This window comes from Serratia sp. root2 (genome assembly GCF_031931805.1).
GTDB lineage: Bacteria > Pseudomonadota > Gammaproteobacteria > Enterobacterales > Enterobacteriaceae > Serratia > Serratia inhibens.
Window position 1 is genome coordinate 1008936 of the sequence record NZ_JAUJXB010000001.1, and the last position, 12451, is coordinate 1021386.

The following is a 12451-nucleotide window of genomic DNA, read 5'->3' on the forward strand; positions in this document are numbered from 1 at the left end:
GCCCCTGCGATAAGCATCAGGCGGCAACAACCTGCGCCAGTACGGCTTTGGCATCGGCCTGCGCTTTGGTTGCGACGTCCGGACCGTAGGCGATACCTTCGGCGAACACAAACTCAACGTCGGTAATGCCGATGAAGCCCAGGAACAGACGCAGATAAGGTTCAACCAGGTCGGTTGCGGTGCCTTTGTGAATGCCGCCGCGGCTGGTCAGGATGATGGCGCGTTTGCCTTTCACCAGGCCTTCCGGGCCGTTTTCGGTATAACGGAAAGTTACGCCGGCACGGGCAATCAGGTCGAAATAGTTTTTCAACTGGGTCGGGATGTTGAAGTTATACATCGGCGCAGCCATAACGATGGTGTCATTGGCCTGCAGCTCGGCAATCAGTTCGTCTGACAGCGCCAGCGCTTCTTGCTGACGTGGCGTCAGTGGCGTATCGGAAGGGCGCAGCGCGCCAACCAGCTCGCCGTCAAGCACCGGGATTGGCTGTGCGGCCAGATCGCGGACGGTGATGGTGTCGTTGCCGTGGGTATTGGCCCACTGTTCTACGAAGAAATCGGCCAGTTGGTTAGACTGAGAATAACCCGCCAGGATGCTTGATTTGAGAACCAATACTTTGCTCATCGGTAATTCCTTACGTTATGACAGTGACATCAGGACAACGTGTCCCTTGCATGCAGTACACTTTATTCACATTCACCCAACAGTGATAGCGCAATATTTCGAGATCTTTGTTCGATTTTATTGAATGATCTAAGACTGCCTAAGCAGATGGATTATGGGGAAAAAGCGGCTTGTGATACTCTGAGCGGCTAAAGCTGAAAACGTGCTAATACATAATTAAACCGTTGCTAAACCTTGATACGGCAGCGATGAGACAAGGAATACCGAACGTGAAATCTCCGCTCGCGGCATCCTCTGCCCAACTGGGCGAACTGATGCTCCGTGATCAACAACGCCTGCAACGTCGGTTGCAGGGCGCACGAAAAATCAAAAATCCCGATGCTCAGATGGCGGTCGCCGCTGAAGTAGAAAGTGACATTGCGGCGGCGTTGCAGAAAGTGCAGGCGCGCGCTGCCTCTTGCCCGACAATCACCTATCCGGAAAACCTGCCGGTCAGCCAGAAAAAGCAGGATATTCTGAACGCGATCCGTGACCATCAGGTGGTGATTGTCGCCGGGGAAACCGGTTCGGGGAAAACCACCCAGTTGCCGAAGATCTGCCTGGAGTTGGGGCGTGGGGTGAAGGGGCTGATCGGGCATACCCAGCCACGGCGTCTGGCGGCGCGCACTGTAGCAAACCGCATTGCCGATGAACTGGAAACGCCGCTCGGAGGCAGCGTCGGTTACAAGGTGCGCTTTAACGATCAGGTCGGTGAAAATACGCTGGTCAAGCTGATGACCGACGGCATCCTGTTGGCGGAAATCCAGCAGGATCGGTTGTTGATGCAGTACGACACGCTGATTATCGATGAAGCGCACGAGCGTAGCCTGAACATCGACTTTATCCTCGGCTATCTGCGAGAGCTGCTGCCGAAGCGCCCGGATCTGAAAGTCATCATCACTTCGGCGACCATCGATCCGCAGCGGTTTTCGCGTCACTTCAACAACGCGCCGATTATCGAAGTTTCCGGCCGCACTTATCCGGTCGAGGTGCGTTATCGCCCGGTGGTGGATGACGCCGAGGATACCGATCGCGATCAGCTGCAGGCGATTTTCGACGCGGTAGATGAACTCGGGCGCGAAGGGCCGGGGGATATCCTGATCTTTATGAGCGGCGAGCGGGAAATCCGCGATACCGCCGACGCGCTGAACCGCCTTAACCTGCCGCACACCGAGGTGTTGCCGCTGTATGCGCGTTTATCGAACAGCGAACAGAACCGGGTGTTCCAGTCACACCACGGCCGTCGCATTGTGCTGGCGACCAACGTGGCGGAAACCTCGCTGACGGTGCCGGGCATCAAGTACGTCATCGATCCGGGTACCGCACGCATCAGCCGCTACAGTTTCCGCACCAAGGTTCAGCGTCTGCCGATCGAGCCGGTATCACAGGCCTCTGCCAACCAGCGTAAAGGTCGCTGTGGCCGCGTGTCGGACGGCATCTGTATTCGCCTGTACTCCGAACAGGATTTCCTGTCGCGACCGGAGTTCACCGATCCGGAGATCCTGCGCACCAACCTGGCGTCGGTTATCTTGCAGATGACGTCGCTTGGGCTGGGCGATATCGCCGCATTCCCGTTTGTCGAAGCGCCGGACAAGCGCAATATTCTGGACGGCGTGCGCCTGTTGGAGGAGCTCGGTGCGATAAAAACGGCCGAAAATGGCCATTACCAACTCACCCCGCAGGGCCGCCAATTGGCGCAGTTGCCTATCGATCCGCGCCTGGCGCGCATGGTGCTGGAGGCGCAAAAGAGCGGCAGCGTGCGTGAAGTGATGATTATCACTGCCGCGTTGTCGATCCAGGATCCGCGAGAGCGGCCGATGGACAAACAGCAGGCGTCGGACGAGAAACACCGCCGCTTCGCCGACAAAGACTCGGACTTCCTGGCCTACGTTAACCTGTGGGACTACCTGAAAGAGCAGCAAAAAGAGCACTCCTCCAGCCAGTTCCGTCGGCTGTGCCGCAATGATTTCCTTAACTATCTGCGGGTGCGCGAATGGCAGGACATCTACACCCAGCTGCGCCAGGTGGTGAAAGAGCTGGGGCTGCCGGTTAACAGCGAGCCTTCCGATTACCGCAGCGTGCATACCGCATTGCTCACCGGGTTGTTGTCGCACATTGGCCAGAAGGATGCCGACAAGCAAGAGTTCACCGGTGCCCGCAATGCCCGGTTCTCGATCTTCCCCGGCTCAGGTTTGTTCAAGAAGCCGCCGAAGTGGACGATGGTGGCCGAACTGGTGGAAACCAGCCGCTTGTGGGGCCGTATCGCCGCGCGCATCGAGCCCGAGTGGATTGAGCCGCTGGCCCAGCACCTGGTGAAACACAGTTACAGCGAGCCGCACTGGTCGAAATCCCAGGGCGCGGTGATGGCCAATGAAAAAGTGACGCTGTTTGGGCTGCCGATTGTCGCTGCGCGACCCGTCAATTACAGCACTATTGATCCGCTGCTGTGCCGTGAGCTGTTTATCCGCCATGCACTGGTGGAAGGTGACTGGCAGACGCGGCATGCGTTCTTCAGCGCCAACCTGAAGCTGCGCGCCGAAGTGGAAGAGCTGGAACACAAATCGCGTCGCCGTGACATTTTGGTGGACGACGAAACCCTGTTCAGTTTCTACGACCAGCACATACCGAGCGATATTGTGTCCGGGCGTCATTTTGACAACTGGTGGAAAACGGCCGGTAAACAAAAGCCGGATCTGCTCAGCTTTGAAAAAGAGATGCTGATCAAGGACGGCGCCAACAAAATCAGCGCGCTGGACTACCCGAATACCTGGCACCAGGGCAATCTCAAGCTACGTCTGACTTATCAGTTCGAACCGGGCACCGACGCCGATGGCGTCACGGTGCACATTCCTCTGCCTATTCTCAACCAGATTGAAGATCAGGGCTTTGAATGGCAGATCCCGGGTATTCGCCGCGAACTGGTGATTGCGCTGATCAAGTCGCTGCCGAAGCCGGTTCGCCGTAACTTTGTCCCGGCGCCGAACTACGCCGAGGCTTTCCTCGGGCGGGTGACCGCGCTGGAGCTGCCGCTGCTGGATGCGCTGGAGCGGGAATTGCGGCGCATGACAGGAGTGACGGTGTCACGTGACGACTGGCATTGGGATCAGGTGCCCGATCATCTTAAAATGACTTTCCGGATCGTCGGTGAAAATCACAAAACCTTGCTCGAAGGTAAAGATCTGACGGCGCTGAAGCTGCAACTGAAGGATAAAGTGCAGGAGACGCTGTCGGCGGTGGCGGATGACGGGCTGGAACAAAGCAATTTGCATATCTGGAGTTTCGGCAAATTGCCCGAGTTTTATGAGCAGAAACGCGGCGGCTACTCGATGAAAGCCTACCCGGCGCTGGTGGATGAAAAAGACAGCGTGGCGATCCGCCTGTTCGACAGTGAGCAAGAGCAGCAACACGCGATGTGGCAGGGTACGCGCCGCCTGTTGTTGCTGAATATTCCTTCTCCGATCAAGTATCTGCATGAAAAGTTGCCCAACAAAGCCAAGCTTGGGCTGTATTTTAACCCCTATGGCAAGGTGTTGGATTTGATCGACGACTGCATTTCGTGCGGCATCGACAAGCTGATTGCCGAACATGGCGGGCCGGTATGGCAGGAAGATAACTTCGCGCGCCTGCAGGAGTTGGTGCGCGGCGAGTTGAATGAAACGGTGGTGGGGGTGGCCAGGCAGGTAGAGCAAATCCTGACCACGGTATTCAACATCAACAAGCGGTTGAAGGGCCGGGTGGACATGTCGTTGGCGCTGGCGCTCTCGGATATCAAAAATCAGCTTGGCGGCCTGATTTATCGTGGATTCGTCACCAATAATGGCTGGAAGCGCCTGCCCGATACGCTGCGTTATTTGCAGGCGATTGAACGCCGGCTAGAGAAGCTGGCGATTGATCCGCACCGCGACCGCGCACAGATGCTGCGGGTGGATCAGGTGCAGCAGGCCTGGCAACAGTGGCTGAACAAGCTACCGCCGAAACGCCGAGAGGATGACGAAGTGAAAGAAGTACGCTGGATGATCGAAGAGCTGCGCGTCAGCCTGTTCGCCCAGCAACTCGGTACGCCTTATCCGATTTCGGACAAGCGTATCCTGCAGACTATCGAGCAGCTTTCAGCTTAAACAAAGAGAGGGGCAGCATGCTGCCCCCCGTTGTTATTTTCCTGCTGCCAGGGCGTCCAGCGCATCGCGAATGCCGGTCACTGCCAAGGCTCGGTTATCGGCACGGTAACGGTCTTTGGCTGCCGGCGCGGAGCTTTGAATGGCGATCAACGACCAGCCGTCAGCAGTTTTCAGCAGTAAGGGTGAACCGCTGTCTCCGGGCAGGGTATCGCACTGGTGCGACAACACTCCCTGTTGCGCCCAACCTGTCACTTTACAGTTCTGGTGGCTGTAGAGATCGTCCAGGTGGTCTTCCGGGTAACCCGCTTGAGTAATCAGTCGCTTGGCCTGTTTCATCGCCAGAGTCAGCGCTTTGCTGTCGCCTTGCCACAATGGCAGAGGTTTAATCGGCAGCGATTTTTTATCCTTCAGGCGGATCAGCGCAAAGTCATAGGCTGCTGCTGCCGGCGGCACGATCCAGCCCTCACCGTCAGGCTTGAGTTTTTTCCCCAACTTGCGGTCGACCAAGGTTTCGATATTGTCGGTCTGGTATTTCCAGCTTTTATTGCCGACAACAAAACGCAGGGAGATGGCTTTATCCAATTGACCCGGCGGCGCCAGTACGCAATGGCCGGCAGTAAGCGCCAAATGAGGAGAGATCAGCGTGGCGGTGCACAAGTTGCCGCTGGCAGTTTCTACCTGGCCAATCGCCTGCCAGGGCCAACCCTCGGTTTCTGTGACTTTTATCCGTTCATCCTTGCCAAAAAATAAGCGGGTTTGCTCAGCCGTCGACGTGTCGGATGGGCTATCGGCCCGTGCTGAGAGGGGGAGTGCGAGCGGGAATGAGCACAGCAACAGCAAAACGGTTATGCGCATAGGTCTCTTGCCTGGCAAATACGAATTATCCATAAACACACGGAATGCTAACTATAGACTGATTTAGCTATTGTGTGGATGGGCAGTGATTGATTTTTCGATAATTTATAACCCGAGGGGGATCTGCGGCTACAAATAAAAGAAGGTGGCGATCAACCCACACAGGATCAGGGCGATCAGAATGATTTCAAATAAGTAGCGGCGCAGCATTGATGAGAACCCCCGATGAAAAAACACCCGGCGAACCGGGTGTTGGACAAATCAATTCTGGTTTGGTGAGGGGAACCTCACATCAGATTGCTGTTACGCAGCTTTTTTATGGCTGGCTTTTTTGTGGTGTTTTTTTGCTGCCTGGGCTTTCTGAGCCGGGGCTTTTTTAGCGGTGGCTTTGTGATGCTTTTTAGCCGCCTGCGCTTTTTGAACCGCCGCTTTCTTCGCGTGATGTTTTTTCACGTGAGTGGTTTTAGCCGGTGCAGCAGTAGTTGTGGTGGTAGCCGTCGCCGCAGGTGCGGTAGTGGTGGTAGCCGCGTCAGCAGCGAAGGCAACAGAAGACAGACCCATTGCAGCGGCAACAACCAGAGCTAATACTTTTTTCATCAAAGAATCCTCAAATTACTTGTCATGTATCAAGCCCACTGCGGGGCCGGTGTTAAGATAGTAGGCAAATGGCGGAATGCTTTCCGTGAGTGATTGGTTTCGGCGTGTAACCTAATGTACAAGCCGTGGGAGCTAGCCTGCGGCCGCTATAATGCACGGTGCCACAACGCTAAAAAGGGACAGGAAATGAACGATATCGCCATCCGCCGTGGGCTCACCGAACAGGGTGAAGTTCCGATAGCTTATGAAGACTGGGGCAATATCGCTCATCCGCCGCTGCTGTTGATTATGGGCATCGGCGCGCAGATGTTGCTGTGGCCGGAGGCGTTCTGCCGGGCATTGGTGGAGAAGGGCTTTCGGGTGATTCGCTTCGATAACCGCGATGTAGGCTTGTCCGGCAAGACTCAGGGCAAAAGATCGCAGCCTTTGTGGCTATTGATATTACGGGCTCAGTTGGGCTGGCAAACCCGGGTACCTTATTCGCTTGAAGACATGGCGAAAGACGCGGTGCACTTGCTGGATCACCTGCAAATAGCTCAGGCGCACGTATTGGGCGCATCGATGGGCGGAATGATTGCGCAGGTGCTGGCGGCTGAATATCCGCAGCGGGTAAAGGCGCTGACCATTTTGTTTTCCAGCACCAACCAACCCTTATTGCCGCCGCCGGCACCTTCGCTGCTGAAGCTGCTGTTGCGTCGCCCGCCGGCAAATGCGACGCCGCAACAGCAATGCCAGTCTCTGAAAGAGGGGTTGCGCGCACTGGGCAGCCCGGCCTATCCGGTAGAGGAGGCGGAGCTTGATACGCTGGTAAGGCGGTTATTAAAGCGGGGGATGGATGCCGAAGGCCTGCAACGTCAATTATCCGCGTTACTCGGCAGTGGTGATTTGCGGCGTTACAGCCGCCGGATCACGGCACCGACGCTGGTGATCCACGGTAATGCCGATCGCCTGGTGCGCAAAGCCGGTGGCGTTGCCGTCGCCAGAGCGATAGCCCATTCGCAGCTGCAGATCATCCCGAGGATGGGCCACGATCTGCCGCCTCAATTGCGCCCGCAATTGGTAGCGATGATCAGCGCACACGCGGCGCGGTAGCCCTGCCACCGTAGCGATACGATGGGTTTTCGTTTTTTAGTTACAACATACATATGAAGGATAACCAACCGGCACTCTGTAACAAAGGTGTCGCAAGTAAAAACTGTGCTATATGGAAGGACATTGGCCGGGCAGGAGGATAAAGGCACGGGCATACCCGTGCCTGGGAGCGTTACAGGTAGCGATTTTCCAGATGCTGACGGAAATAGCGCGGGTTTAACGCTTCGCCGGTCGCGTTAGTGATCAGCGCATCGGTTGAGAAGCGGCTGCCGTGATGCCAGATATTCTGTTTCAGCCAGTGGAACAGAGGGTTCAGGTTACCTTCGGCGATGTCATCGTTCAGCGAAGGCAGAGCTTCGCGTACGCTGTGGAACAGTTGCGCGGCATACATCGCGCCTAGCGTGTAAGTCGGGAAGTAGCCGAAAGCGCCGTCGGTCCAATGAATATCCTGCATGCAACCGTTGCGGTAGTTACCGACGGTGTCCAGGCCGAGATAATCGCGCATTTTTTCGTTCCACAGCGCAGGGATGTCTTCCACTTCGATATTGCCTTCGACCAGGGCTTTCTCTATTTCATAGCGCAGGATCACATGCGCCGGATAACTCACTTCGTCCGCATCCACGCGGATCAGGCCGGGTTTAACGCGTTGATTCAGCCGGATGAAGTTGGTTTCTTCCAGCGCCGGTTGCTCACCGAACTGCTTGATAATCAAAGGACGCAGAATTTTCAGGAAATCGCTGCCACGCGCCAACTGCATTTCAAACAGCAGGCTTTGCGATTCGTGGATCGCGGTAGAACGTGCCTGCGCCACCGGTTGGCCCAGCCAATCACGCGGCAGGTTTTGTTCGTAACGTGCATGGCCGGTTTCGTGGATAATCCCGAGCAATGCGGTATGGAATTCTTTTTCATTGTAGCGGGTAGTGATACGCACATCTTCCGGCACGCCGCCGCAGAAGGGGTGAGCGCTGACGTCAACACGGCCACCGTCGAAGTTGAAACCAAGCAGTTTCATCACGCTCAAGCCCAGTTGGCGTTGGGCATCGACCTTGAACGGGCCTTCGGGAACGAGGCAAGGTTCCTGAGCCTGCTTGGCTACCACTTTTTGCAGCAGGTCGGGCAGCCAGGTTTTCAGGTCGCCAAAAATGCGGTCGATATCGCTGCCGCGCATGCCCGGTTCATACAGGTTGAGCAGGGCGTCGTAGCGGCTGGAACCTGCCGCTTCAGCGCGGATCTGCGCTTCCTGACGGGTCAGTTTGACCACTTCACGCAGGTTCTCCGAAAATCCTTCCCAGTCGTTGGCTGGGCGTTGGGCGCGCCAGGCATGTTCACAACGTGCACCGGCGAGCGATTTAGCCTCAACCAGCGACTCCGGCACCAGTACGGCGTTGTCGTACTGGCGGCGCATTTCCAGCAAATTGGCCTGGTCAAAGCCATCGAGCATTTCCTGCTGAGCACGTTCAAACAGATGGCCGGTTTTTTCCGCCGTTAAAATCTGGTGCTGCAGCACGCTCAGTTCGGCCAAGGCTTCCGAGCGCGCTCTGTTGCCGCCCGGCGGCATCATGGTCTGCATATCCCAGCCGGCAATGGCGGAAAGGTGGCCGAAGCGCGACAACCGGGTGAAAATGGTGCGCAGTTCGTGATAGGCGGATGAAGGCGAATGTGCAGATGTCATTGTTTGGCTTCCTGTTATTGTGAGCCGGATAACCTGATCGTTCCGTCAGTTGCGCTGATGGGGGGTTACACCGGGTCTGCTTTTAAATTGAAAGTGGGTTTCACGGGCCAGCAGAAACGGAAGCTGGCACCGCCGAGTGAGCTGGCGTCTACGTAAACCTGGCCCTGATAAGCGACCGCGATAGAATGAACAATCGCCAGGCCCAGTCCGCAGCCGCCGGTGGCGCGATCGCGGCTGGGATCGAGACGCACGAAGGGTTCGAACACGCGCTCACGCTCTTCAGCTGGAATGCCCGGCCCGTCGTCTTCTACCTGCAGGCAGGCGCCGTCACCGTCAAACCACAGGCCGATACGCAGTCGCTGCTCGCTGTAGCGCAAGGCATTGTTCACCAGATTATCCAGTACCCGCTCCATCAGCCGTAAATCGACGCCGCCAAAATCCCCGACATGCGGAATATCCAACTGAATTTCGCGCTCGGGATGGATCAGGCGCATATCCTCCACTTTATCTTCCAGCCACTTGGGCAGATCGAGCGGCTCTATGTTCAGCGCCACCTGCGGACGATCCAGCCGCGCGTAAGTCAGCAACTCGTCTATCAGCGATTCCAACTGGCCGATATCGCGGTTTAGCGCCTGTTGTTCGCTATCGGAAAGGTTATCGCTCATTGCCAACCGATAGCGCAGCCGCACCAGAGGAGTACGCAATTCATGGGCGATACCGTCTATCAACTGCTTTTTACTGGCAATCAGGGTATTGACGTTGTCCGCCATCTGGTTGAATGCCACCCCCAGACGGTTCAGGCTGGAGGTCGGGTCGAAATGGGTACGCTCATCCAGATGTCCGGCGCCAAGGCGCTGAGCGGCATTCTCCAGCTTGAGCAAATCCTGCCAGTGCGGGCGCATCCATAAAAATACAGGTAACGCCAACGACATGCCGATAAACACCAGCAGCGCCAGATCCAGCAGCCGCATCTGATGCAAATAGAACAGATAAGGAATGGGGCCGACCACCAACACATAATGGCTGCGCGGAATGCGCTGCATAAAGGTGTATTGATCGTCGAGAGCGATAATTTCGCCGAGGCGTAACCGTTTTTTCAGATCTTCACTCAGATCCTGTTTGCCGAGTGGTTCGATGTGCAGCTTAAACGACAGGTTCAAGTCCAGCGTCGCGATAGTCTTGTTCCAGTCCTTCAACGGAATTTCCCGCAGTTCGCTGCGCATCAGGTACAGCGAGCTTTTCATCAGGTCGTCCATTGACTGGCGGCCGGCGCGTTCGGCCGTGACCTTGTACACCAGGCCCACCAACATCGCCATCACCAGAAAGCAGACGAACAGCAGCAGGAAGAACTGCACGAAAAGCTTTCTCATTGCTGCACGAACTCCCAGGCGTTCGGGGCGAACAGGTAGCCTTTATTGCGCACGGTTTTGACACGGAATGGCTCCAGCGCATTGTCGTACAGTTTGCGGCGCAGGCGGGAAATCGCCACGTCGATGCTTCGATCAAGGCCGTCGTAGCTCACGCCGCGCAAATTTTGCAGCAACGCCTCGCGGTCCATGATCTGCCCGGCGTGGGTGGCCAGCTCCCACAGCAGATCGAAATCCGAGGTGGAAAGGGTGATCACCTCTTCGCCCAGCGTTACCTGACGGTTGACCGGATCGATGCATAACAACCCGAAGTGCAGCGCATTGTGCTGGGTGATCGGTTGCGTTGACTCTTCCTTGGGGTGATTGCCATGCTGGCGCAGGTGCAAACGCAGCCGCGCCAGTAAAACCGCCGGCGGCGTGGTTTTCAGAATGTAATCGTTGGCACCCATTTCCAATGAAAGGATATGGTTCATATCGCTGTCGAGTGACGTGAGCAGTACGATCGGCCCAGGAAAGGTCGGGCGCAAATCGCGGCACAGCGTCATGCCGTCTTTTCCGGGCAGCATAATGTCGAGCAGGACCAGGTCCGGCAATTCTTGTTCAATGCGAGCTTGCGCGCTGTCGCCGCGTGGCTCAATCAGCACTTCAATATCGTGCTTGCCCAAATAGGCGGCAATCAGCTTGCCGACTTCCGGATCGTCTTCCACAAAAACAATTTTATGCATATTCAGCGGTTTTATAAGAATAACGGAGTTCAGCATAACGCGGGGCTCAGCGATACGCCATGCACATCTTTGCCTAGCGCAGGGGCCGCCCTCCGTCCACACCATGGGTGCGGCCGGTGACATAACGGCTGTCCAGCAAATAGTTGACCAGATTGACCACTTCACTTTCACCCGGAGCGATTTTCATCAACGACTTTGCCAGCGCTTGCTGACGATAAGGCTCATCATCGCCGGGATTGAAAATAATCAACGCCGGCGCGATGGCGTTGACCTTGACCTCCGGTGCCAGTTTCCGGGCGAAAGAGCGGGTCATATTGTCGAGTGCGGCCTTGCTGGCAGCATAAGCGATATGCTTGTCGCTGCCTTTTTCCACTACATAGTCGGTCAGATGGATAATATCGGCGCCTGCCTGCCCCTGGCCAAGCAGACAGGGCTCCAGTAACTGATTCAACAGATAAGGGGTGTAAACGTGAATTTGCAGCATCGCCGCCATAACCTGTTCCGGTGGCACCTCCGCGGACTCGGCCTGCCAGGCGCTGGCGTTGTGGATCACTGCACGCAGTTTCGGTGCGGCCCGGCGAACCAGTTCGGCAAAGCGGTAAATGCCTTCGTGGGTCGAAAAATCGCCCTGAATGCAAGTTGCCCCCAGTCCTTTCAGCTCTTTCAGCGCCGGGTAATCGCTACGATAGGCAATGATAACGGGGATGTCGCGTTGCAAGAAGGACCTGGCCAGCGCCAGCCCAATCCGGCGCGCGCCGCCCGTGATCAGCACCGGCGCTGAGTTGTGTTGTTCCATTGATTAAAGCTCCTGGACAGACTGGCAAACAATAGGGGAATTATGCCATTATACGTCGGAAATTCGTTAAAGCTTCGCATCGATTATCCATTTCAGGATGTAATACACTGGCAATGAGAGGAAGGAAGGGATGAACAGCAGTCACCTTGCATCCGTCGCGCGCAGTGAGAAAATCTGTTTTGATTACATGGATTTTCTGTCCGCATCGTGCAAGAAGCACTGGCGCTTTGTTGATGCAATCTATGGTGTGATGCCATTTTTTGGCATGGTATTGAAATCTCAGCCTTGCGTTTCGCAAACGCGGAAAGAGCAGTTGAAGGAACTGGCGCTGCAGGTGGTCTCCACCCAGGTCAGCGACGAAACCAATATCGTGCGCCTGATCGATCTGGCGCAGCAGCAGGGGTTGGCAGTGTTCGACATTAAACTGCCGTATGCGCTGGACCAACAGCAGTTGGCGGCCATTCAGCAGGAGTGCATTGAGGGGGTTACCATCTCTCAGGTAGAGGAGCGCATGACCATTACCCTGCGCGCATCCTAATGTAATTGACCGGGTGGTTCCACCCGGCCG

The 12451-nt window shown here is 56.2% G+C and carries 10 protein-coding genes; 3 read left to right on the forward strand and 7 right to left on the reverse strand.

The genetic code is table 11. The features are described 5' to 3' along the window. Nucleotides 1-16 precede the first annotated feature (16 nt). A complete protein-coding gene (gene azoR, locus QZQ97_RS04760) occupies nt 17-622 on the reverse strand; it encodes an FMN-dependent NADH-azoreductase (protein WP_006319569.1) in 606 nt (201 codons plus the stop codon). Nucleotides 623-891: 269 nt separating this feature from the next. Here azoR and hrpA point away from each other — a divergent pair, with 269 nt between their 5' ends. Next, nucleotides 892-4779 (forward strand): ATP-dependent RNA helicase HrpA, encoded by a 3888-nt coding sequence (gene hrpA / locus QZQ97_RS04765; RefSeq protein WP_311992468.1) that lies wholly within the window; start codon nt 892-894, stop codon nt 4777-4779. A 33-nt stretch (nt 4780-4812) separates the two neighbouring features. On the opposite strand, the gene QZQ97_RS04770 is transcribed toward hrpA, so the two are convergent. Together QZQ97_RS04770 and asr are read right to left on the reverse strand one after the other, a co-directional pair. Further along, entirely contained in the window at nt 4813-5634 is an 822-nt protein-coding gene (locus QZQ97_RS04770) for a trypsin-like serine peptidase (RefSeq protein ID WP_311992469.1), read from the reverse strand. Nucleotides 5635-5937: 303 nt separating this feature from the next. After that, nucleotides 5938-6231 (reverse strand): acid resistance repetitive basic protein Asr, encoded by a 294-nt coding sequence (gene asr, locus QZQ97_RS04775; RefSeq protein ID WP_311992470.1) that lies wholly within the window; start codon nt 6229-6231, stop codon nt 5938-5940. A 186-nt stretch (nt 6232-6417) separates the two neighbouring features. Between asr and QZQ97_RS04780 the strand changes: the two genes are divergently transcribed. Next, nucleotides 6418-7323 (forward strand): alpha/beta fold hydrolase, encoded by a 906-nt coding sequence (locus tag QZQ97_RS04780; RefSeq protein ID WP_311992471.1) that lies wholly within the window; start codon nt 6418-6420, stop codon nt 7321-7323. Nucleotides 7324-7495: 172 nt separating this feature from the next. Here QZQ97_RS04780 and QZQ97_RS04785 read toward each other — a convergent pair whose 3' ends face one another. The 4 genes from QZQ97_RS04785 to folM all read right to left on the reverse strand — a co-directional run bounded on the left by QZQ97_RS04785 (nt 7496) and on the right by folM (nt 11883). Next, entirely contained in the window at nt 7496-8995 is a 1500-nt protein-coding gene (locus QZQ97_RS04785; RefSeq protein WP_311992472.1) for a carboxypeptidase M32, read from the reverse strand. 65 nt (nt 8996-9060) lie between these two features. Beyond that, nucleotides 9061-10365 (reverse strand): two-component system sensor histidine kinase RstB, encoded by a 1305-nt coding sequence (gene rstB / locus QZQ97_RS04790; protein WP_311992473.1) that lies wholly within the window; start codon nt 10363-10365, stop codon nt 9061-9063. Then, nucleotides 10362-11087 (reverse strand): two-component system response regulator RstA, encoded by a 726-nt coding sequence (rstA, locus tag QZQ97_RS04795; protein ID WP_004945009.1) that lies wholly within the window; start codon nt 11085-11087, stop codon nt 10362-10364. Before rstA ends, rstB begins: the two co-directional genes overlap by 4 nt. Nucleotides 11088-11160: 73 nt before the next feature. Then, nucleotides 11161-11883, reverse strand: a complete 723-nt coding sequence (gene folM, locus QZQ97_RS04800; protein ID WP_311992474.1) for a dihydromonapterin reductase — start codon at nt 11881-11883, stop codon at nt 11161-11163. Nucleotides 11884-12013: 130 nt separating this feature from the next. Between folM and QZQ97_RS04805 the strand changes: the two genes are divergently transcribed. After that, nucleotides 12014-12421, forward strand: a complete 408-nt coding sequence (locus tag QZQ97_RS04805; RefSeq protein ID WP_311992475.1) for a hypothetical protein — start codon at nt 12014-12016, stop codon at nt 12419-12421. Nucleotides 12422-12451: the final 30 nt, after the last annotated feature.